This window comes from Mycobacterium neumannii (genome assembly GCF_002245615.1).
Taxonomy (GTDB): domain Bacteria; phylum Actinomycetota; class Actinomycetes; order Mycobacteriales; family Mycobacteriaceae; genus Mycobacterium; species Mycobacterium neumannii_A.
Genome location: NZ_NKCO01000018.1, coordinates 89,655 through 109,587 on the forward strand (window position 1 = coordinate 89,655; position 19,933 = coordinate 109,587).

Sequence of the window (19,933 nt, forward strand, 5' to 3'; positions counted from 1 at the left end):
GCGGTGTATACCGAACCGCAATAGACTGCCACCAGCTTTTACACGGCGGTCATCGCCTGGACACGGAGGTTGGGGCACGTGAAGAAGATCCTCTCCATCGGCTTCATGTCGGCGATGAGCCTTGCGGCGTCGGCTGTCGTCTTGGGTTCGGGTGTTGCCTCGGCCGCTCCCAGCGTCGTGGGCATGAAGTATTCCGACGCTCAGGAACAGATCGAGAACGCCGGCGGGACGGCAGTGGTCGCCTCCCGGGTCGGCGACAAGCTCGACCTCGGCGATTGCATCGTCACCAACATCTGGGACTCATCGTTCCTGCGGATCAGCGAGGCCGACTCGAACGAAATGTCTGTCGCGCTGAACTGCGCCGGCGAATACGCGACCGCCACCAATCCCGGTGCCTCCGTTGCCAATCCGCTCGGGCGAGCGGCCAAGTCCAAGGCCGAGCAGGAAGCTGCCAAGCAGGAACTGAGCGAGCTGGAATCGCCCGTCACGCCAGACAATTAACGCACTCTTCATAGTCCGCAACGGTTTTCACCCGCCGTCAACCTCGACGCATCGCTACGTTCACACCGCCCCGTGAGGGTGGCGTGGAATCCACGCCCCGGGGTAGACGGCTGCGCGTCAGCGCCGCCCCGGAGCACACTCAGGGAGGCGAGCAGACGATGCGAATGCGAATGTTGGGGATCGGCGCGGTCGGCGCCGCGATGTCGGCGATGGCGCTGTTCGGCACGGCGATGGCAGCAGCCGCACCGGACGTCGTGGGCCAGACCTACTCCGACGCGGTCTCGGCGATCGAGGAGGAGGGCAGCACGGCGGTCGTCGCCGCCCGCGTGGGGGACAAACTCGATCAAGGCGACTGCATCGTCACCAACGCCTGGGACGCGTCGTTTCTTCGCATCGACGCTTCAGGCAGCCAGGTTCACCTCGCGCTGAACTGTGCGGGAGGTTATGCGACGGCGACGAATCCCGGTGCGTCGGTTGCCAATCCGCTCGGTCGGGAGGCCAAGTCCAAGGCCGAAGAGGAAGCCGCCAACGAGGAGCAGGAAGAGCTGGAAGCACCGGTCACGCCCGACGAGTAGGCCGGTCTAGTAGCTCGACACCCGGCCGAGCAGCATCTCGACGCAGTAGTCGATGAAGTGCTCTCGCGTGGCGGCCAGCCTGCCGTTGAGGTAGGCGGTGAACAGCGCGGTCAGGGCCCCGATCAGCCCGGTGGCGGTCATCGCCGCGCGTTCGGGATCGGTGATGCGGGTGAGTTTGCGCTGCAGTAGCTCGATGAAGCTCGGCATCCACTCGGCGCCCGACCGCGTCAGCACCGGTTCGCTGGCCGGCGCGAGCAGCAGCACCCGGCCCCGGGTCGGGTCGTCGACCATCAAGGCGACGAACCGCTCGACGGCGTCGCGCGGGGTTTCGGCCGAGGTCAAAGTGGACATGGCTTTGGCGCAGACGTCGTCGTACACGGCGCGGACGAATTCGTCGCGGTCGGTGAAACTTTCGTAGAAGTAGCGCTCGGTCAACCCGGCCGCCCGGCATACGGCGCGGACAGTGAGGGACGAGCCCTCGGCGGCACCGAGAAGCTCCACTCCCGCGGCGATGAGTTCGTCGCGGCGAAGCACCTGACGGTCCTGCAACGGCACGCCCGACCATCGGCCCCGTCTTTGACCCGAAGGCACATCCCTCCTAAGCTCGCTATGACAACGCCCGTAGTCAGAAATCCTGCTACCTCCGGACGGAAGTACACCAGTGACTCAAGATACGTCTGAAACGTGCCCCGTGTCCCGGGAGCGCCACCCCTCGGGAGGGCAGGACGACGCTTTCTCGCTGGCTGCGGGCTGTCCGGTGACCTCCGGCGGCTACGACGCACCGCCGCTGCCGCTGGGCCCCGACTCGCTGACGTGGCGGTACTTCGGTCAGTGGACCGGCCTGTTCCAGGGCACCTGGGCGGGCTCGATGCAGAACATGCACCCGCAGTTGGGCGCCGCGGTGCAGGAGCACTCGATCTTCTTCCTGGAGCGGATTCCGCGGCTGCTGCGTTCGATCTACCCCATCGGCGGCGTGGTGTTCGACGGTGATCGCGCACCGAAGACGGGCGCGGAGGTCCGCGACTACCACATCGGCATCAAGGGCACCGACGAGCGCGGCCGACGGTACAGCGCGCTCAACCCCGACGTCTTCTACTGGGCGCACGCGACGTTCTTCAAGTCGACCCTGCTGGCCGCCGAGAAGTTCGGTGGCGGGCTGACCGAGGACCAGACGCGGCAATTGTTCGACGAACACATCACCTGGTACCGGATGTACGGGATGAGCATGCGGCCCGTGCCCAAGACGTGGGAAGAATTCCAGGAGTACTGGGATCACATGTGCAACAACGTCTTGGAGAACAACTGGGCCGCCCGCGAGGTGATGGATCTCTCGACGATGCCCAAACACCCTTCGCTGGAGTGGGTTCCGGATCCCTTGTGGCGGCTGAACCTTAAAGTGATGCAGCGCTTTCTGACGTTCATGACCGTCGCCCTCTACGATCCGCCGGTTCGGGAGTTGATGGGTTACACCTGGTCGCCTCGACAGGAGTGGTTGCACCGGCGCTTCTGCGATGTCGTGACGCTGGCGACCAAGGTGTTGCCCAAGCGCTGGCTGATGCATCCGCGCAAGCGCTCGGCGATGGATCGCGCCGCGGGTCGGCTGCCTGCAGACGCGCCGCTGGTCGAGACGCCGGCGCGCAACCTCCCGCCGGTCGAGTACCGCGGTCAGCCGCAGTTCTATTGCCCGCAGGTCTGATTCGGCCGCTGTGAGCGCGGGGCGCACTTTCGGTCAGGCAGTTCGGTCACGTCGCCGCCGAGCCGTTACCCGTCGATGGCAGTTGGCGCAGCGAACTTCACACTTCGCGATCTCGTCTTGTATGGCGGCGAGATTCCAACCGCCGCGCGCCATGGATCCGACGTCGCGAAGTTTGTTTCCTGTCACGTGGTCGAACTCGAGCACCACGACGTCATCCTCGCCGCAGTCAGAGCATGGGTGGGTCAGCAAATACTGCAGAACGTATGCCTTGGCGCCTGCGATCGCCTTCTGTTTGCCTTCGCGACGTGACGAATTCTTCTCCGGTGTTCGCCGGTAGTACGCCCGGTTGTATTCGCGTCGGCAGCCGGGACAGTACGTGCCCCTGAATGCGGGGCGATCCTGGCGGCAGCGCGGACAGCGACTGGATGTCACGCTGCGTTTCTACCGTCGGTGTCCGACAGCTGTGCCCCCACCAGGGCTCGAACCTGGGACCTGCGGATTAAAAGTCCGTAGCTCTACCAACTGAGCTATAGGGGCGCGATGGACAGGATACTGGGTGACCCGCGTCGGCCTCGTTTGAGGATTCGGGTGCCGATAACCTAAGCTATCGAAGCTCCCAACGTCATCGCGTTGCGAGTACCCCGGAGAGATTCGGCTGGGCCCCCTTCGTCTAGCGGCCTAGGACGCCGCCCTTTCAAGGCGGTAGCGCGGGTTCGAATCCCGTAGGGGGTACGCGCAGCGACCCGTACGATGGGACGCAAGCAAGGCCCTGTGGCGCAGTTGGTTAGCGCGCCGCCCTGTCACGGCGGAGGTCGCGGGTTCGAGTCCCGTCAGGGTCGCCATTGCGGCGAGGCATCTGTGGGTTACGCCCGAGCGGTGCCTTCCGGGCCAGGTAGCTCAGTTGGTACGAGCGTCCGCCTGAAAAGCGGAAGGTCGCCGGTTCGATCCCGGCCCTGGCCACCACAATCTCGTCGGTTCCGCCGCACTACGCGCTCCCGGAGGCTGCGGCTTCTCGAACCCGCCGACTCATCCGTTCGCTGTCACACCCGTTGTGGACGGCGTGAGTTCAATATGGTTCCCGAATGGACTGAAGCGCCCTTGTCATACGCGGTACCAACGCGTACCGTATCGGTACCTTCGTGTACCACCAGAGCAGGGAGTCGCCATGAGCAAGCAGCGTAGGACGATCAGCGGTCGGACCGCGGTCATCACCGGCGCGGCATCCGGCATCGGACGCGCACTGGCGCAGCGGCTCTCGTCGTACAGCTGCCCGGTGGCCATCGCCGATGTCAACGAACAGGGGCTCAAGGAGACCGAGGCGTCGCTGCGTGGCCCGGCACTGCTGAGGGTCCTGGATGTGAGCCACGCCGAGGCGCAACGCGACTTCGCCGCCGAGGTGCGCGCGTGGGCGCCCCGGCCGATCGGGGCGGTGTTCAACAACGCCGGTGTCGCGCTGGGCTCCACGGTGCTCGACGCCGTCATTGTCGACGACGACTGGTTGTGGAACATCAACTTTCACGGCGTGGTGAACGGCACCAGGGCGTTTCTGCCCATCCTGGTCGAGCAGGACGAGGGCGTGATCGTCAATACCTCGAGCGTCTTCGGTTTGGTCGGCATGCCGGGCCAAAGCGCCTACTGTTCAGCGAAATTCGCGGTCCGCGGATTCACAGATTCGCTGCGCCAGGAGCTGCGGGGGACCGGCGTGTCGGCCGTCAACGTGCACCCCGGAGGTGTGAACACCAATATCGTGCGCAACGGCCGGTTCCGCGAAGAGCCGGGCGGACCCACCAAGGACCAGGTGGTCGAGGAGTTCGCGGCGATGACCCGAACCCAGCCCGACAAGGCGGCGGAGATCATCCACCGCGGCGTGGAGGCGGGTAAGGCCCGAATCCTCGTCGGGCCCGACTCCTACATGTTCGACGCCCTGGCCCGGATCGCACCGACGCGCTACTTCGACGTGCTCGAGCGCGTGCAGGCATCGCTGCGCAAGCGCGCCGCGAGGTAGCTACGCGGTCTCCTTCGCGAACTGCAGAAGTCCCGGATCGTGCGAGCACAGCAGAAGCAGATCGGGTTCGCGGCGTCGGTACAGCTCAGTCAGCCGAGCGTGGTTGTCGCGCACCTGTTTACGGTCGAACGCCGCGACCTTCTCGAACGCGCTGAGCACCGGTGCGATCCGCGGCGGGCCGCCGATCGTGTCGGGATGGTAGAAGGCGTCCCCACAGTGCAGAAGCCAGCGATGGCCCGCGTCGACGGCCACGCAGGCATGCCCGCGGGTGTGGCCGGGCAGCGACATCAGCACGATGCCCGGCGAGACTTCGGTCAGCTCCTTGGCCGCGGCGAACCCGCGCCATCTCTCGCCGGCGGGAGTGTGCTCGACGATCTTGGGACCGTGCTCCCACTGGGCCGATCGGAACCGGAAGCGTTCACCCCGAGTCGGCGGGTGCATTGCTCCGATTACTTCCGCGGCGGTGCAGTGGATTTCGGCGTGGGGGAAGTCGGAGATTCCGCCGATGTGGTCGATGTCGAAATGCGTGACCACGATGTGGCGGACGTCTTCGGGGCGAAAGCCCAGCCGTTCGACCTGCCGCACGGCGGTCTCGTCGGGGTCGAAGAACGGCCGGAACAGGCGGCGGGTCGGACCTGTTCGGCGCGCCGGCTCCGCACAGTCGGCCAACCCGTATCCACTGTCGACGAGCACCAGCCCGTTGTCGGTCTCGACGAGAAGGACATGGCAGACCAGGACGGGGACGCCCCACGGATGCATCGATCCGCAGTTGAGATGGTGAACCTTCACGGGGCGGCTCCGGTGAGCAACTCGGTGCGGCCGATCTGTGTCACGAGGCTCGCGGAGTCGAAGTAGATCCGCTCGTTGACGATGCGGTCGTCCTCGAAGAAGAACACTGCGGCCACCGGCACGCGGAAGGCCATACCTGTCGGCGGCAGTCCGTAGAACTCGCCCAGATTTGTTCCCAGCAAATCGAATTCGACGATCACGGCGTCATCGGCGACGTGGAACCGGACGTTGTCGTGGCGCTGATCGGGGAACGCGGTGCGCGTGCTCCGGTAGTAGGCCATGACCTCGTCGTCGCCGTCGAAGACTTGGCCGGTGGCCATGATCTCGTAGTGGGGCCGTCCCCCGGACTCGTTCTTGAACGTCGCGAGGGTGGCGTCGAACTCCTTGGTGACCTCGGTGTCCATGTGCACACGGATCACCTCGAGTCGGCGTTGGCGCAGCGCGTCGGTGGTCATGAACGCACTGTACGACCGGGCGTTGTCAGGCCGGTGACGTGACCTCCGCGGCGATCGACTGATGCCGGTGCTGCCGCTCGATCGTCGCGAGATAGAACGCCCAGGCGAATGCCGAACTGGCGAACAGGATGAAGCCCAGATACAGCCAGGCGTGTTTGACGTCGCGTCTGCGGCCGTCGACGAGCAACCACGCGGGGAACAACAGCAGGCTCATGATCGTGTAGTCCTGGCTGGCGGAACTGGCGGCCGGGTTGTCGTAGCCGAGCGCGATGAACTCCGACCAGCTGCCCGGACCCCATACGAAGTTGTGCAGCCCACCTGCCGGCGCGTACTCGGCCACGAACTGGTTGTTGAAGTAGTAGCCGAGGATGACCGAGGCAATTCCGGCGACGTAGTAGAACAACTCGAGCTTGGTGACGCGCGGACCCGAGGCGTAGCGCGCGAAGATCGCAGGGTTCGCCTTGACGATGACGGCCAGCGTCGCGAACCCGAGGACAAGGTGAATGATCAACGAAACCATGATTGGAGTTTCTCACCACAAGGCGGAGTTTTGTCAATATTGACATAACTTGTTTCGGGTACTTTCAGCACATGCCCCGTCCGGCCCAGACCGCGCGCAGCGAGCGCACTCGCGAAGCGCTGCGGAAAGCGGCGGTCGTACGGTTCCTAGCTCAGGGAGTCGAGGACACGTCGGCCGAACAGATCGCGGCCGACGCCGGTGTCTCGTTGCGGACGTTCTATCGCCACTTCGCGTCCAAGCACGATCTGCTGTTCGCCGACTACGCCGGCCTGGACTGGTTCCGTTCGGCGCTGGCCGCCCGCGATCCCCAGGAGCCGATCGTCGAAGCGGTGCACAGCGCGATCATGGCCCGCCCGTATGACGACTGGGCTGTCGCGCAAACCGCCGCGCTGCGCGCGCAGGAGCTCGAACCCGGGCGGGTGGTGCGGCACATGCGTCAGGTGGAGGCCGACTTCGCCGAGGTGATCGCCGAACACCTCGCCGAGGCCCTTCCATCCGATGACAACACCGACGAGCGGATGCGGATCACGGTCACCGCCCGGTGCATCGCCGCCGCGGTGTTCGGCGCGATGGAGGTGTGGATGCTCGGTGATGAGCGCTCGCTTCCCGAGCTGTCCCGGCTCACCGGCGAGGCCCTTCGCGCGCTGGCCGAAGGCATCGCCGGATGACGTTTTGTCATTATTGACAAAACTTGGGACAGCTGTCAGCCTCAGCCCATGAGCGACTTCGACGCCATCGTCATCGGTGCCGGGCACAACGGGTTGACCGCGGCGACCGTGCTTCAGAAGGCCGGTGTGCGCACCCTCTGCCTGGACGCGAAGCTCTACGCCGGCGGCATGGCCTCCACGGTCGAATTGTTCGACGGGTTCAAGTTCGAGATCGCCGGCTCGGTCCAGATCCCGACCTCGGCGGTGGTCAGCCGCGAACTCGGACTCGACTCGCTGCCCACAGTCGACCTCGACGTGATGTCGGTGTCGCTGCGAGGCGTGGGTGACGAACCGTTGGTCTACTACACCGACCCGGTGAAGCTCCTGACCCACATCAACGAGGTGCACGGTGCAGAGGCCGTCAACGGCATGGCCGGGTTGATGGCGTGGTGTCAGGCTCCCACTCGGGCGTTGGGCCGGTTCGACGCGGGCCAGCCCCCGAAGTCACTCGACGAGATGTATGCCTGCGCGACAAACGAATTCGAGCGATCGACGATCACCGACCTGCTGTTCGGCTCGGTCACCGACGTGCTCGACCGCTACCTGCCGGACAAGGAGAAGAACGGTGCGTTGCGCGGCATGCTGTCGCTGCTGGCATGCAACACCACTTATCGGGGACCGGCCACGCCGGGCACGGCCGCCGCACTCGCCTACGGCTTCGCCGTCCCCGACGAGAACGCGCTACTGGTCAAGAAACTGCGAGGCGGCATCGGAGCCCTCACGTCGCATCTGTGCGAGGTGTTCACTGCCAACGGCGGAGAACTGCGGTTGCGAAGCAAGGTCGCGGAGGTCACCGTCGCCGACGGCAATGTCACCGGAGTTCGGCTCGAGGACGGCACAGCGCTGTCGGCCCCGATCGTCATCTCCGGCGTCGCTCCCGATCTGACGGTCAACGGCCTCGTCGACCCCAACGCGGTGCCCGCGGATGTGCGGGACCGCTTCTCACGGCTGGACCACCGGGGCAGCTATCTGCAGATGCACTTCGCGCTCGACGGCATTCCGGAGTTCGCGCCGCCCTACGAGCTGCTCAACGACCCCGCGATGCAGTCCAACATCGGAATCTTCAGCACCCCAGAGGAACTCCAACAACAGTGGGAGGACGCCAGGCGCGGAGTCGTGCCCGCGGACCCGGCGATCGCGTTGCAGATCCCGTCGGTGAACGACCCCGGGCTGGCACCTCCGGGCAAGCATGCGGCCTCGGCGTTCTCGCTGTGGTTCCCCATCCAGGAGGGCGAACACGGCTACGGCGAGATGAAAGTCGAAATGGGCCGGCGGGTGATCGACAAGATCACGCGGCTGGCCCCCAACTTCGAGAGCCTCATCCTCCGGCACACGACGTTCACGCCCAAACACATGGGCACCATGTTCGGCGCTCCCGGCGGGGACTACTGCCACGGGCTGATCCATCCCGACCAGATGGGGCCGAACCGACCGAGCCCCAAAGGCTATGTGGACCAACCGATTCCGATCGGCGGGCTGTACCTCGGCAGCGCCGGCTGCCACGGCGGCCCGGGCATCACGTTCGTCCCCGGCTACAACGCGGCCAAGCAGGCGCTGGCCGATATGCGCTGAGCCCGTTTCTCACCGGCCCGCACCGGGAATGCGGCGTGCATGGGAATCACGGTGGCCGTCACGGGGCCCACGGGGGAGATCGGCAAATCGGCAGTAGAAGCGCTCGAAAGCGTCGCGGCGGTCGACGAGATCATCGGAATGGCTCGTCGCCCCTTCGACCCGGCCGAGCACGGTTGGTCGAAGACGAGTTACCTCCAGGGCGACATCCTCGACCGCGAGGCTGTCGACGCGCTCGTCGGACGCGCCGACGTCGTAGTCCATCTGGCCTTCATCATCATGGGGTCACGGGAGGAAAGCGCCCGCATCAACCTGGCCGGCACCCGCAACGTCTTCGAGGCGACGGTGGCCGCCGAACGTCCGCAGCGGCTGGTGTACACGTCGTCGGTCGCCGCTTACGGCTATCACAGCGACAACCCGGTTCCGCTCACCGAAGACGTGCCGCCTCGGGGGTCACCCGAGCACTACTACTCCGAGCAGAAGGCCGAGTGCGAGGCGGCGCTCGCCGACATCGTCGGCGGCACATCGCTGGAGGTGTACGTGCTGCGGCCCTGCATCGTCGCCGGTCCCAAGGCGCCGGCGCTGGCCGACGCCATGCCGTGGACGCATCTGCCCGGCCCGGTCAAGCGCATGTCCGACGCGCTTCCGCTGCTCAAGGTGCCCGTCCCCGATCCGGGCATACCGTTGCAGCTGGTGCATCATGACGATGTCGCGGCCGCCATCGCCGCCGCGGCCACCACAACGTCGGCGCCGCCGGGCGCTTACAACATCGCGGGCGACGGGCTGATCACCGTCTCCGATGTCGCCCGCGAACTGGGCGCTCGGCCGATACCGGTGCCCAAGGTAGCCGTCACCGCGGCGGCAGGAGTCGTCGCCCGGTTGCCGTTCGTCCCGTCGGCGCTGGAGTGGTTGCACATCGGCCGCACGTCGGTGGTCATGGATACGAGCAAGGCGAAGGCTCAGCTCGGCTGGGAGCCGAAATACACCTCCGCGCAGACGCTCACGGAGTTGGCCGACTCGCTGCGCTGAGTCACTGCGTCTGATCGCCGGTGTCGGCCGGGCCGGTCGGTGTCGCACCACCCTCGTCCGACCAGTCGACGCCTTCTTCGTCAGTGGCGTCGGTGCCCCGTGCCGGGTCGCTCTGCACGTCGTCGTCGGCGTTCGAGGGTCCGGCGTCGGTTTCGACGGTGCCGGGATTGTCCTTCTTGTCATCGCTCACCGGCGCTATATACCCGCCGAGCGGGCGTTTCAGTCTCTGCGAGCGCGCAACTGCGCCGCCCAATCCGCAGGCACCCTGCCGCGAGGACCGGGAGAGGGCTGGCCCTCGGGACGGGACTCGGGCGCGGTGAGCTGTGGTCCGTCGTAGTAGGCGTTCGTGGCGTAGTTCCAGAACCAATCCTCACCCGGTTCGAACGAGCGGATGACCGGATGCCCCGTCTCACGCCCAGTGTGCCGAGGCGTGCCGCGCCAACGAGTCGTCGCAGCACCCGATGTGACCGCATGCCGCACATCGGCGCAGATGCACCCACCAGCCCCCCACCGCGTCACACTCGGCGCATCCGGTCCCGCTCGGTGGGACGGACGGGTCCACTGCAGCGTCCATAGCCGGCGAGCCTACCTATGACCGCGGGCTCGTAGGAGCCGAATTGTCTTGAGGTTCTGCCGATTTCTACCGCGCCATCGTGGAATTCGGTGCGCTCCAGTCGGTGGAGACGAACCGGTGGCGGATCAACCAGTCGTCGCCGACCGGCGCGAACACGTCGCGGTAGCGGCCGTAGTGGTCGAGGCCGATCTCGGTGAACACCGTGAAATAACACGAGACCCGCGCTTCCTCGGGCGTCACCTCGGTGAAGCGGATGTTCGTCACGTTGTGGCGCACGATGCGCTTGACGTCCGACGCGGATGCGGCCGCGTTCGGCGCCGCGACGGCACCGCCCAGATAGTCCACGATCGCGGCACGGCCCCGTGCAGGTTCGGTGCCGCGCACCTCCAGGACGCCGTCTTCGCAGAAGGTGGCGGCGAGTTCGGGCAGCCGCAGCGCGTCGCCCGACCAGTTGTACCGGGCGAGGGTGTCCCTGATGCGTTCCCGTGCGCAAAGCTCCCAAAGCTCCATGCAGACAACCTAACGGGGTTAATGTCGCGCCATGGCTACCAGCGATTCCCGTGAGGTCGTGATCGACGCGAGCCCGGCCGAAATCCTCGACGTCATCGCTGACGTCGAGTCCGCACCGGAGTGGTCCCCCCAGCACCAGGGCGCCGAGGTCCTCGACAGGGACGCCGACGGGCGGCCCGGCCGCGTGCGGCTGAAGTTGAAGACCATGGGCATCTCCGACGAACAGGTCGTGCAATACACCTGGGGTGAAAACACGGCGGGCTGGACGCTATTGGAGTCCAGCCAGCTCAAGACGCAGAGCGCGACGTACACGCTCACCCCCGACGGCGACAAGACCAAGGTCCGCTTCGAGATCACCGTCGACCCCGCGGTGCCGATTCCCGGGTTCGTGATGAAGCGTGCGATGAAAGGCGGTCTGGAGGCTGCCACCGACGGTCTGCGCAAGCAGGTCCTCAAGCTCAAGCGGAGCTGACCGGTTTCGACGCCCGTCGGGTTGGCAATGAAACCGGCATGGCTGTCACCGAAACTCGCGAGGTCGTCATCGAGGCGACACCGCAGGAGATCCTCGACGTTCTGACCGACCTCGAGTCGCTGACCGAGTGGTCCTCGGCGCATCAGAAGGTCGAGGTCCTCGAACGCGACGACGAGGGTCGCCCCAGCAAGTCACGTCAGGTCGTCAAGATCGTCGGCGTCTCTGACGAGCAGGTGCTCAATTACACCGTGCACGACGACGGGGTGAGCTGGACGTTGGAGAGTTCGAAACAGCAACGCGCGCAGCAAGGTCGGTACACGCTCATCCCCGACGGCGATTCGACGAAGGTTCGCTTCGAGCTCATGGTCGACCCGCTGGTGCCGTTGCCCGGCTTCCTGATCAAGAAGGGCGCCAAAGGATTGATGGAGACGGCGACCGACGGGCTGCGTAAACGAGTACGCCAGGTCAAGAGCCGCCGATAGTCTGCCCCGCATGGCGACTGCGGGACCCCTTGCGGGAGTGAAGGTCATCGAACTGGGCGGCATCGGCCCCGGACCCCACGCAGGAATGGTGCTGGCCGATCTCGGCGCCGACGTGGTGCGCGTGCGCCGCCCCGGCGGGCTGCAGATGCCGCCCGAGAACGTCGACCTGTTGCACCGCGGCAAGCGCGTCGTCGACCTGGACGTCAAGAGGATCCCGGCGCGCTGCTGAACCTCGCAGCCAAGGCCGACGTCCTCATCGATGCATTTCGGCCGGGGACGTGTGAACGGCTCGGCATCGGCCCCGACGACTGCGCGGAGGTCAACTCCAGGCTGATCTTCGCCAGGATCACGGGCTGGGGTCAGCACGGACCGCTGGCGCAGACCGCGGGTCACGACATCAACTACTTGTCGCAGAGCGGTGCGCTGTCGGCGATCGGATACCGCGACCGGCCGCCGGTCGTGCCGCTGAACCTGGTCGCCGACTTCGGCGGCGGCTCGATGTTCGCGCTGCTGGGCATCGTGACCGCGCTGTACGAACGCGAGCACTCCGGTGTGGGTCAGGTGGTCGACGCGGCGATGGTCGACGGCGTGGCCGTGCTGACGCAGGTCGCGTGGACGATGAAGTCGACGGGCGTCTTGCGCGACGAACGCGAGTCGTTCCTGCTCGACGGCAGCGCCCCGTTCTACCGCACCTACGAGACCGCCGACGGCATGCACGTAGCCGTCGGCGCAATCGAACCGCAGTTCTACGCGCAACTGGTGGCCGGGCTCGGGCTCGGCGCCGACGAGCTCCCACCGCAAATGGACCGCGAGTCGTTTCCAGAAATGCACAGGCTGTTCGCTGAGCGCTTTGCGCGCAAGACCCGCGACGAATGGACGGCGATCTTTACGGGTACCGACGCGTGCGTCACGCCGGTGCTGACGTGGACCGAGGCAGCGCGCAGCAACCATTTGCGTGCGCGGTCAACGTTGGTGCAGGCCAACGGGGTAGACCAGGCCGCGCCGGCGCCTCGGTTTTCGCGCACCCCAGCGGGTCCCGTCGGGGCACCTCCGCAGGATGCGACTGACCTAATTGATATTGACTGGTAATACTAATTTGCTGGAAAAGCCTATGCGCTAGGCAGTGGAGTTAGCTACGATTTGCCGCATGGCTGTGCAGGCATCGAGGGAAGTGGTCTTCGAGGCGCCCAAAGACGCGATCATGGACGCACTCGCCGATATCGATGCCGTGCCCACGTGGTCGCCCGTTCACAAGCACGCCGAGGTGCTCGACCGTCATCCCGACGGCCGCCCGCATCACGTCAAGGCGACGTTCAAAATCATGGGCGTCACCGACAAGGAGTTCCTCGAGTACCACTGGGGCGAGGACTGGGTGGTCTGGGACGCCAAGGCGACGATGCAACAACGCGGGCAGCACGGCGAGTACAACCTCACCCCCATCGGCGAGGACCGCACCCGGGTCCGCTTCGACATCATCATCGACCTGGCGGCGCCGATTCCGGAGTTCCTGCTTCGCCGCGCCAAGAAGATGGTGCTCGACGTCGCGACCGAGAATCTGCGGCGCCGGGTGATGGCCGCGGTTACATAGTTTCTCGCCCGCCCGCCCGCAGCACCGCGAGCCGACGGATCGCCTCGTCGAGGGTCTCGTCGCGTTTGCAGAAGGCGAAGCGCACCAGGTGGTTCCATGCACCGGCGTGCTCGGCGCCCGGGTCGCAGAACGCCGACATCGGAATCGCTGCCACACCCGCACGATGAGGCAGCTCGGAGCAGAACGCGGCGCTGTCGCTGAATCCGAGCGGACGCGGGTCGGCACACAGGAAGTAGGTGCCGAAGCTCTCGTGCACCTCGAAGCCGAGGTCGGACAGCGCCCCACCCAATCGGTCTCGCTTGCGCTGCAAGGACTCCCGCAGCTTGTCGACCCACGCGTCCTCGTTGTTCAGGGCGTGCGCCACCGCGGGCTGGAACGGTGCGCCGCCGACGTAAGACAGGTACTGCTTGGCTGCGCGCACGCCGGCGATGAGATCGGCTGGGCCGCATGCCCATCCGATCTTCCAGCCGGTGACGTTGAACATTTTGGCCGCGCTCGAGATCGTGATCGTGCGCTCGGCCATGCCGGGGTAGTTGGCCAGCGGCAGATGCCGGCGGCCGGGGAAGTCGGAGTACACGAGGTGCTCGTAGACCTCGTCGGTGATCACGAGCAGGTCGGCCTCGACGGCCAGTTCGGCCAGCGCGCGCAGTTCGTTGTCGCCGGCCACCATCCCGGTGGGGTTGTGCGGCGAGTTGACGATCAGCGCTTTGGTGTTTTGTGTGACGGCCTTTCGCAGCCCGTCGACATCGATACCGAAGCCGCGGCCGTCCTGAACCATCGGGACGGCGCGCCGCTGGCAGCCCGCCATCGCGATGACGGGGGAGTAGGAGTCGTAGAACGGCTCGATCAGCAGCACCTCGGAACCGGGTTCGACGAGCCCGATGACCGCGGCCGCGATTGCTTCAGTCGCGCCGACGGTCACCAGGACCTCGGTGTGGGGGTCGTATTCGGTTCCGTGCGCACGCTTGCGCTGGGCGGCGATCGCTTCGCGCAACGGTGCGATACCGAGGCCGGGCGGGTACTGGTTGGTGCCGTCGGCGATCGCGCGCTGGGCGATCTCGAGCATGGCGGGCGGGCCGTCCTCGTCGGGAAAGCCCTGTCCGAGGTTGACCGCGCCGATGCGAGCAGCGAGCGCCGACATCTCGGCGAAGATCGTCACCGCGTACGGCTGCAGCCGGCGAACCGTCATAGCCGTCGAGGGTATGCGGTCGCGATCACAGCGGGTCCATGGCGGCCAACCGGTGCACTTGTGTCTTGGTGGCCAGGTACAACTCGCACCAGGTTCGGTGGAGGTCGTCGTAGAGCACAGCACGCCTTGGATCCGGCTCGATGCGGCCGGCGATCCGGGTCCAGTCGGTGTCCGGCGGCACCAGTCCCAGACCTATCGCCGCCAGGAGCGCGTCGCCGAACCCGGCGCCGATGGTCTGTTCGGGCGTCAACTGCGTACGGCCGGTGATATCGCTGACCGCTTGCGGCCAGACCGGGCTGTCCAGTCCGCCGCCGACGGCGACGAGCCGGGTGCTGGGTGCCGCGTCGTCGAAGCGCGTGAGTACGTCGCGCACACCGAATCCGATGCCCTCGTAGGCGGCCCGGACCAGGTGGCCTCGTCCGTGCCGCAGCGTCAGGCCGGCTACGATGCCTCGGGCGTGCGGATCGAAGATCGGGGTCCGCTCGCCGCTGAAGTACGGGAGCATCAGCAGACCCTCGCTTCCGGGTGGCACCGCCGAAGCTTCTGCGGCGAGTTCCTTGAACGACGCATTGCCGGTCGTGGACTGCAGCCATGTGATCAAACTGCCCGCGGTCGCGGTGCCCGCGGCCAGCGCGTAGTTGCCGGGTTCCACTGCGGCGGTTGTCCACAGCGTCGAGTCGCAGTGGTAGTCCGCGACGATCTGCACCATGAACATCGTCGACCCGTACATCAGCATCAGGTCGCCGGGTTTCCGGACCCCGACCGAGAACGCTTCGGCGTAGGCGTCGACGGTCCCGGCCATGACCGGAGTCCCGACCGGGATTCCCGACATGCGGGCCGCCGCGGCGGTGACCGTGCCGACCACCTCGGCCGGCCAGGCGAGGCGGGGCAACGGGAGGTGTGCGCAGATCCGTTCCGCCCATTCGCGATTCCACTCGAATGCACGTGTGGCATACATCGGGTCACACTGGCTGGCGGTGTGGTGGTCCATGGTGTATTCGCCGGTGAGTTTGGCGACGATGTAGGAGTTCGAGCTGAACCACGTTCTCGCGTCGGCGAACACTTCCGGTTCGTGAGTGCGGACCCATTCCAGTTTCGGGCCGACGGCCTGGCTGGTCAGTAGGCTGCCGCCTCGTTCGAGGATGTTCTGTTCGCCGAATTCCTCGGTGAGCGATGCGATCTCAGCGACCGCCCTGGTGTCGATGCCGTAGAGGATCGCGGGTCGCAGCGGTCGCAAATCGTCGTCGCACAGCACGAGGCAGGGTCCAAGGCCGCTGACGCAGACGCCCGCCAACGACCCGCGTGCGGGCATGCGTGCGATGAGCGCGCGGCTGATGGCACAGACTTCGCGCCACCATACGGCTTCTGCGTCGAATTCCGCCCACCCCGGGCGCGGCATGTCCATCGAGTGCGCCATGGTCTCGACGGCCAGTACCGTGCCCGCCGCGTCGGTCAGGACGCCTTTCGTGCTCCCGGTGCCGATGTCGATGCCGAGGAGGACGCCCACATCGTCACGTTAGCTGCCGGTTCGGGGGACGAGCGGGCACTTCTGTCACGCCCTGGCCGGGGACCGCGCGGTACGCCCCGCGGGGTTACCGGTGCTAGGTTGCCCAACCAACAGGTTGGCCGAGGCTGTTAGGCTGCGGAACAGAGGACTACCGTCCGGATGGACAGGCATCCCGCAACCCAATCTGAACAGGAAATATCTTCATGTCTGAAGAAGCCTTCATCTACGAGGCGATTCGTACGCCCCGCGGCAAGAACAAGAACGGCGCACTCAACGAGGTCAAGCCCGTCAACCTGGTCGTCGGCCTGATCGAGGAGATCCGCAGCCGCTACCCCGACCTCGACGAGACGCTGATCAGCGACGTCATCCTCGGTTGTGTGTCCCCCGTCGGCGACCAGGGCGGCGACATCGCCCGGACCGCGGCTCTGGTGGCCAAGCTGCCCGAGACCACCGGCGGGTTCCAGCTGAACCGGTTCTGCGCCTCGGGTCTGGAGGCCGTCAACACCGCCGCCCAGAAGGTGCGGTCCGGCTGGGACGACCTGGTACTCGCCGGCGGTGTCGAGTCGATGAGCCGCGTGCCGATGGGCTCCGACGGCGGCGCATGGGCTTCGGACCCGGAGACGAACTACCGCATCGGATTCGTCCCGCAGGGCATCGGCGCCGATCTGATCGCGACGATCGAGGGCTTCTCCCGCGAGGATGTCGACCGCTACGCGCTGCGCAGCCAGGAGAAAGCCGCCGCGGCCTGGTCGGGCGGCTACTTCGCCAAGTCCGTCGTGCCGGTGCGCGACCAGAACGGCCTGGTGATTCTCGACCACGACGAGCACATGCGCCCCGACACCACGCTCGAGGGCCTCGGTCAGCTCAAGACCGCGTTCGACGGCGTCGGCGCGATGGGCGGGTTCGACGACGTGGCGCTGCAGAAGTATCACTTCGTCGAGAAGATCAACCACGTCCACACCGGCGGCAACAGCTCCGGCATCGTCGACGGCGCCGCGCTGGTGCTCGTCGGCAGTGAAAAGGCGGGCCAGTCGCAGGGCCTGACCCCGCGGGCACGCATCGTGGCCACCGCCACCAGTGGCGCCGATCCGGTCATCATGCTCACCGGTCCGACGCCGGCCACTCGCAAGGTGCTCGACCGTGCCGGCCTGACGGTCGACGACATCGACCTGTTCGAGCTGAACGAGGCGTTCGCCTCGGTGGTTCTGAAGTTCCAGAAGGACCTCGACATCCCCGACGAGAAGCTCAACGTCAACGGTGGCGCCATCGCGATGGGCCACCCGCTGGGCGCCACCGGCGCCATGATCACCGGAACCATGGTCGACGAGCTCGAGCGTCGCAACGCACGGCGTGCGCTGATCACGCTGTGCATCGGCGGCGGCATGGGCGTGGCCACCATCATCGAGCGCGTCTAGCACGAGTCTGAGGGTTTAAGGAAAAAACATGGCAGAGAACACCATTCAGTGGGACAAGGATGCCGACGGCATCGTCACCCTGACGCTCGACGATCCGACCGGCTCGGCCAACGTGATGAACGAGCATTACAAGGAATCCATGCACAATGCCGTCGAACGCCTTGTTGCGGAAAAGGATTCGATTACCGGCGTCGTCATCACCAGCGCGAAGAAGACCTTCTTCGCCGGCGGTGACCTCAAGGGCATGATGAACGTCGGCCCGGACAACGCCGCCGAAGCGTTCGAAGAGGTCGAGTCCATCAAGGCCGACCTGCGCAAGCTCGAGACGCTGGGTAAGCCGGTCGTGGCGGCCATCAACGGCGCCGCGCTGGGCGGTGGCCTGGAGATTGCGCTGGCCTGCCATCATCGGATCGCCGCCGACGTCAAGGGCTCGGTCATCGGTCTGCCCGAGGTCACGTTGGGTCTGCTGCCCGGCGGTGGCGGCGTGACCCGCACCGTGCGGATGTTCGGCATCCAGAAGGCGTTCATGGAGGTGCTCAGCCAGGGCACCCGCTTCAAGCCGGGCAAGGCCAAGGACACCGGCCTGGTCGACGAACTGGTCAGCAGCGTCGACGAACTCGTGCCGGCCGCCAAGGCTTGGATCAAGGCCAACCCGGACAGCCACACCCAACCGTGGGATGCCAAGGGCTACAAGATGCCCGGCGGCACGCCGACCTCGCCTGGCCTGGCCAGCATTCTGCCGTCGTTCCCGGCGCTGCTGCGCAAGCAACTCAAGGGTGCGCCGATGCCTGCGCCGCGGGCGATCCTCAACGCCGCCGTCGAGGGCGCGCAGGTCGACTTCGACACCGCGAGCCGCATCGAGAGCCGCTACTTCACGCAGCTGGTCACGGGCCAGACCGCCAAGAACATGATCCAGGCGTTCTTCCTGGACCTGCAGGCCATCAACGGCGGTGCGTCGCGGCCCGACGGTATCGAGCCCGTCAAGATCAACAAGATCGGCGTGCTGGGCGCGGGCATGATGGGCGCCGGCATCGCCTACGTGTCGGCCAAGGCCGGGTTCGACGTGGTGCTCAAGGACGTCAGCCTCGAAGCCGCCCAAAAGGGTAAGGGTTACTCGGAGAAACTCGAGGCCAAGGCGCTCGAGCGGGGCAAGACCACCCAGGAGCGCTCCGACGCCCTGCTGGCCCGCATCACGCCGACGGGCGATCCCGCCGACCTGAAGGGTGTCGACTTCGTCGTCGAGGCGGTCTTCGAGGATCAGGACCTCAAGCACAAGGTGTTCCAGGAGATCGAGGACATCGTCGAGCCCAACGCGCTGCTGGGATCGAACACCTCGACGCTGCCGATCACCGGTTTGGCGACCGGTGTGAAGCGCCAGGAGGACTTCATCGGCATCCACTTCTTCTCGCCGGTCGACAAGATGCCGCTGGTGGAGATCATCAAGGGCGAGAAGACCTCTGACGAGGCGTTGGCCCGGGTGTTCGACTACACGCTGGCCATCGGCAAGACCCCGATCGTGGTGAACGACAGCCGCGGGTTCTTCACCAGCCGCGTCATCGGCACGTTCGTCAACGAGGCGCTGGCGATGCTCGGTGAGGGCGTTGCGGCCGCGAGCATCGAGCAGGCCGGCTCGCAGGCGGGCTACCCGGCGCCGCCGCTGCAGCTGTCCGACGAGCTCAACCTCGAGCTGATGCACAAGATCGCCGTCGCCACCCGCAAGGGCGTCGAGAGCACGGGCGGCACTTATGAGCCGCACCCGGCCGAGGCGGTCGTCGAGAAGATGATCGAGATCGGACGGCCGTCGCGGCTGAAGGGTGCGGGCTTCTACGAGTACGCCGACGGCAAGCGCGTCGGGCTGTGGCCGGGTCTGAAGGAGACCTTCAACTCCGGCAACACGTCGATCCCGTTGCAGGACATGATCGATCGCATGCTGTTCGCCGAGGCGCTGGAGACCCAGAAGTGCCTTGACGAGGGCGTGCTCACGTCGACCGCTGACGCGAACATCGGCTCGATCATGGGTATCGGCTTCCCGCCCTACACCGGTGGTTCGGCGCAGTTCATCGTCGGCTACCAGGGTCCTGGCGGTGTCGGCAAGGAGGCCTTCGTGGCCCGCGCCAAGGAACTCGCGGCCAAGTACGGCGAGCGGTTCAGCCCGCCGGCGTCGCTGACCTGACGCATAACTCCATCGCCGCTTTGACGGGTGGGTGATTCGCTAGATTGGCGTCAGTGTGAAGGTGAGGTGCCGCGTAGTGCGGTGGTTGAATCCTTTTCACCTGGTGTCTGGCTCTTAGATTGGCTGCCGCCTTTGGTTGGCGTTCACGCGTTTTGCCGGCATCAGGTGTGAAGGACC

20 protein-coding genes, 4 tRNA genes and 2 pseudogenes are annotated in these 19,933 nt (G+C 66.2%); 16 read left to right on the forward strand and 10 right to left on the reverse strand.

Annotated features, from left to right (window positions below):
• Window positions 1–78 precede the first annotated feature (78 nt).
• Together CEX88_RS19350 and CEX88_RS19355 are read left to right on the forward strand one after the other, a co-directional pair.
• The gene (locus CEX88_RS19350; RefSeq protein ID WP_231987774.1) at window positions 79–501 is read left to right on the forward strand and encodes a hypothetical protein; all 423 of its coding nucleotides are present in this window, start codon (window positions 79–81) and stop codon (window positions 499–501) included.
• A 158-nt stretch (window positions 502–659) separates the two neighbouring features.
• Entirely contained in the window at window positions 660–1,076 is a 417-nt protein-coding gene (locus CEX88_RS19355; RefSeq protein ID WP_094294703.1) for a PASTA domain-containing protein, read from the forward strand.
• Window positions 1,077–1,082: 6 nt separating this feature from the next.
• Here the strand turns inward: CEX88_RS19355 and CEX88_RS19360 are convergent, their stop codons facing one another.
• Window positions 1,083–1,667 carry a TetR/AcrR family transcriptional regulator gene (locus CEX88_RS19360; protein ID WP_068198437.1) on the reverse strand — a complete coding sequence of 195 codons (585 nt, stop codon included), beginning with the start codon at window positions 1,665–1,667 and terminating at the stop codon, window positions 1,083–1,085.
• A gap of 70 nt (window positions 1,668–1,737) precedes the next feature.
• Between CEX88_RS19360 and CEX88_RS19365 the strand changes: the two genes are divergently transcribed.
• Window positions 1,738–2,772 carry an oxygenase MpaB family protein gene (locus tag CEX88_RS19365; protein ID WP_094294704.1) on the forward strand — a complete coding sequence of 345 codons (1,035 nt, stop codon included), beginning with the start codon at window positions 1,738–1,740 and terminating at the stop codon, window positions 2,770–2,772.
• Between the two features lie 464 nt (window positions 2,773–3,236).
• Here CEX88_RS19365 and CEX88_RS19375 read toward each other — a convergent pair.
• Window positions 3,237–3,309: transfer RNA gene (locus CEX88_RS19375), tRNA-Lys, on the reverse strand.
• Window positions 3,310–3,431: 122 nt separating this feature from the next.
• Between CEX88_RS19375 and CEX88_RS19380 the strand changes: the two genes are divergently transcribed.
• The 4 genes from CEX88_RS19380 (at window position 3,432) to CEX88_RS19395 (ending at window position 4,777) form a co-directional block, all read left to right on the forward strand.
• Window positions 3,432–3,504 (forward strand) — tRNA-Glu (locus CEX88_RS19380).
• A 33-nt stretch (window positions 3,505–3,537) separates the two neighbouring features.
• A tRNA-Asp gene (locus CEX88_RS19385) sits at window positions 3,538–3,614 on the forward strand.
• A gap of 44 nt (window positions 3,615–3,658) precedes the next feature.
• Window positions 3,659–3,735 (forward strand) — tRNA-Phe (locus tag CEX88_RS19390).
• 202 nt (window positions 3,736–3,937) lie between these two features.
• A complete protein-coding gene (locus CEX88_RS19395; RefSeq protein ID WP_094294706.1) occupies window positions 3,938–4,777 on the forward strand; it encodes an SDR family NAD(P)-dependent oxidoreductase in 840 nt (279 codons plus the stop codon).
• On the opposite strand, the gene CEX88_RS19400 is transcribed toward CEX88_RS19395, so the two are convergent.
• From CEX88_RS19400 to CEX88_RS19410, 3 genes are read right to left on the reverse strand one after another with little or no spacing between them, the layout of a single operon-like run.
• On the reverse strand, window positions 4,778–5,566 hold the full coding sequence (locus tag CEX88_RS19400) for an MBL fold metallo-hydrolase (RefSeq protein ID WP_094294707.1): 789 nt from the start codon (window positions 5,564–5,566) through the stop codon (window positions 4,778–4,780). It lies immediately after the preceding gene.
• On the reverse strand, window positions 5,563–6,021 hold the full coding sequence (locus CEX88_RS19405; RefSeq protein WP_094294708.1) for an ester cyclase: 459 nt from the start codon (window positions 6,019–6,021) through the stop codon (window positions 5,563–5,565). Before CEX88_RS19405 ends, CEX88_RS19400 begins: the two co-directional genes overlap by 4 nt.
• A 25-nt stretch (window positions 6,022–6,046) precedes the next feature.
• The gene (locus CEX88_RS19410) at window positions 6,047–6,541 is read right to left on the reverse strand and encodes a DUF2834 domain-containing protein (protein ID WP_064397526.1); all 495 of its coding nucleotides are present in this window, start codon (window positions 6,539–6,541) and stop codon (window positions 6,047–6,049) included.
• 71 nt (window positions 6,542–6,612) lie between these two features.
• Here CEX88_RS19410 and CEX88_RS19415 point away from each other — a divergent pair, with 71 nt between their 5' ends.
• Genes CEX88_RS19415 through CEX88_RS19425 form a run of 3 tightly spaced genes read left to right on the forward strand, consistent with a single transcriptional unit; the run spans window position 6,613 to window position 9,846 of the window.
• Complete coding sequence (locus CEX88_RS19415) at window positions 6,613–7,209, forward strand: TetR/AcrR family transcriptional regulator (protein ID WP_094294709.1); 597 nt, start codon at window positions 6,613–6,615, stop codon at window positions 7,207–7,209.
• A 48-nt stretch (window positions 7,210–7,257) separates the two neighbouring features.
• Complete coding sequence (locus CEX88_RS19420) at window positions 7,258–8,820, forward strand: phytoene desaturase family protein (RefSeq protein ID WP_094294710.1); 1,563 nt, start codon at window positions 7,258–7,260, stop codon at window positions 8,818–8,820.
• A 39-nt stretch (window positions 8,821–8,859) separates the two neighbouring features.
• Window positions 8,860–9,846 carry an NAD-dependent epimerase/dehydratase family protein gene (locus CEX88_RS19425; RefSeq protein WP_094294711.1) on the forward strand — a complete coding sequence of 329 codons (987 nt, stop codon included), beginning with the start codon at window positions 8,860–8,862 and terminating at the stop codon, window positions 9,844–9,846.
• Window position 9,847: 1 nt separating this feature from the next.
• Here the strand turns inward: CEX88_RS19425 and CEX88_RS19430 are convergent, their stop codons facing one another.
• The 3 genes and pseudogenes from CEX88_RS19430 to CEX88_RS19440 form a co-directional block, all read right to left on the reverse strand.
• On the reverse strand, window positions 9,848–10,036 hold the full coding sequence (locus CEX88_RS19430; protein ID WP_094294712.1) for a hypothetical protein: 189 nt from the start codon (window positions 10,034–10,036) through the stop codon (window positions 9,848–9,850).
• A 29-nt stretch (window positions 10,037–10,065) separates the two neighbouring features.
• A pseudogene (locus CEX88_RS26395) lies at window positions 10,066–10,420 on the reverse strand (UBP-type zinc finger domain-containing protein).
• Between the two features lie 66 nt (window positions 10,421–10,486).
• Window positions 10,487–10,930: a nuclear transport factor 2 family protein gene (locus CEX88_RS19440; RefSeq protein ID WP_094294713.1), complete on the reverse strand. Its 444-nt coding sequence runs from the start codon at window positions 10,928–10,930 to the stop codon at window positions 10,487–10,489.
• A gap of 31 nt (window positions 10,931–10,961) precedes the next feature.
• Between CEX88_RS19440 and CEX88_RS19445 the strand changes: the two genes are divergently transcribed.
• The 4 genes and pseudogenes from CEX88_RS19445 to CEX88_RS19460 all read left to right on the forward strand — a co-directional run bounded on the left by CEX88_RS19445 (window position 10,962) and on the right by CEX88_RS19460 (window position 13,472).
• Entirely contained in the window at window positions 10,962–11,402 is a 441-nt protein-coding gene (locus CEX88_RS19445; protein WP_094294714.1) for an SRPBCC family protein, read from the forward strand.
• A gap of 38 nt (window positions 11,403–11,440) precedes the next feature.
• Window positions 11,441–11,884 (forward strand): SRPBCC family protein, encoded by a 444-nt coding sequence (locus CEX88_RS19450; protein ID WP_094294715.1) that lies wholly within the window; start codon window positions 11,441–11,443, stop codon window positions 11,882–11,884.
• A 10-nt stretch (window positions 11,885–11,894) separates the two neighbouring features.
• Window positions 11,895–12,973, forward strand: a pseudogene (locus tag CEX88_RS19455) (CaiB/BaiF CoA transferase family protein).
• A gap of 58 nt (window positions 12,974–13,031) precedes the next feature.
• Window positions 13,032–13,472 (forward strand): SRPBCC family protein, encoded by a 441-nt coding sequence (locus tag CEX88_RS19460; RefSeq protein WP_064397507.1) that lies wholly within the window; start codon window positions 13,032–13,034, stop codon window positions 13,470–13,472.
• Here the strand turns inward: CEX88_RS19460 and CEX88_RS19465 are convergent.
• Together CEX88_RS19465 and CEX88_RS19470 are read right to left on the reverse strand one after the other, a co-directional pair.
• The gene (locus CEX88_RS19465; protein WP_094294716.1) at window positions 13,465–14,661 is read right to left on the reverse strand and encodes a pyridoxal phosphate-dependent aminotransferase; all 1,197 of its coding nucleotides are present in this window, start codon (window positions 14,659–14,661) and stop codon (window positions 13,465–13,467) included. The genes CEX88_RS19460 and CEX88_RS19465 overlap by 8 nt on opposite strands.
• Before the next feature lie 25 nt (window positions 14,662–14,686).
• Window positions 14,687–16,168 carry an FGGY-family carbohydrate kinase gene (locus CEX88_RS19470; RefSeq protein ID WP_094294717.1) on the reverse strand — a complete coding sequence of 494 codons (1,482 nt, stop codon included), beginning with the start codon at window positions 16,166–16,168 and terminating at the stop codon, window positions 14,687–14,689.
• A 203-nt stretch (window positions 16,169–16,371) separates the two neighbouring features.
• On the opposite strand from CEX88_RS19470, the gene CEX88_RS19475 reads away from it, so the two are divergent.
• Both CEX88_RS19475 and CEX88_RS19480 read left to right on the forward strand, forming a co-directional pair.
• Window positions 16,372–17,583: an acetyl-CoA C-acetyltransferase gene (locus CEX88_RS19475; RefSeq protein WP_064425002.1), complete on the forward strand. Its 1,212-nt coding sequence runs from the start codon at window positions 16,372–16,374 to the stop codon at window positions 17,581–17,583.
• Window positions 17,584–17,611: 28 nt separating this feature from the next.
• Window positions 17,612–19,756 carry a 3-hydroxyacyl-CoA dehydrogenase NAD-binding domain-containing protein gene (locus CEX88_RS19480; RefSeq protein WP_094294718.1) on the forward strand — a complete coding sequence of 715 codons (2,145 nt, stop codon included), beginning with the start codon at window positions 17,612–17,614 and terminating at the stop codon, window positions 19,754–19,756.
• The last annotated feature ends 177 nt before the right edge of the window (window positions 19,757–19,933 follow it).

Bases quoted from the DNA above. Each gene is read 5' to 3' on its own strand.
- CEX88_RS19465 (WP_094294716.1), bottom strand. From the start codon at position 14,661: ATGACGGTTCGCCGGCTGCAGCCGTACGCGGTGACGATCTTCGCCGAG.
- CEX88_RS19445 (WP_094294714.1), top strand. From the start codon at position 10,962: ATGGCTACCAGCGATTCCCGTGAGGTCGTGATCGACGCGAGCCCGGCC.
- CEX88_RS19355 (WP_094294703.1), top strand. From the start codon at position 660: ATGCGAATGCGAATGTTGGGGATCGGCGCGGTCGGCGCCGCGATGTCG.
- CEX88_RS19415 (WP_094294709.1), top strand. From the start codon at position 6,613: ATGCCCCGTCCGGCCCAGACCGCGCGCAGCGAGCGCACTCGCGAAGCG.
- CEX88_RS19475 (WP_064425002.1), top strand. From the start codon at position 16,372: ATGTCTGAAGAAGCCTTCATCTACGAGGCGATTCGTACGCCCCGCGGC.
- CEX88_RS19410 (WP_064397526.1), bottom strand. From the start codon at position 6,541: ATGGTTTCGTTGATCATTCACCTTGTCCTCGGGTTCGCGACGCTGGCC.
- CEX88_RS19405 (WP_094294708.1), bottom strand. From the start codon at position 6,021: ATGACCACCGACGCGCTGCGCCAACGCCGACTCGAGGTGATCCGTGTG.
- CEX88_RS19395 (WP_094294706.1), top strand. From the start codon at position 3,938: ATGAGCAAGCAGCGTAGGACGATCAGCGGTCGGACCGCGGTCATCACC.
- CEX88_RS19450 (WP_094294715.1), top strand. From the start codon at position 11,441: ATGGCTGTCACCGAAACTCGCGAGGTCGTCATCGAGGCGACACCGCAG.
- CEX88_RS19420 (WP_094294710.1), top strand. From the start codon at position 7,258: ATGAGCGACTTCGACGCCATCGTCATCGGTGCCGGGCACAACGGGTTG.
- CEX88_RS19480 (WP_094294718.1), top strand. From the start codon at position 17,612: ATGGCAGAGAACACCATTCAGTGGGACAAGGATGCCGACGGCATCGTC.
- CEX88_RS19425 (WP_094294711.1), top strand. From the start codon at position 8,860: ATGGGAATCACGGTGGCCGTCACGGGGCCCACGGGGGAGATCGGCAAA.
- CEX88_RS19460 (WP_064397507.1), top strand. From the start codon at position 13,032: ATGGCTGTGCAGGCATCGAGGGAAGTGGTCTTCGAGGCGCCCAAAGAC.
- CEX88_RS19440 (WP_094294713.1), bottom strand. From the start codon at position 10,930: ATGGAGCTTTGGGAGCTTTGCGCACGGGAACGCATCAGGGACACCCTC.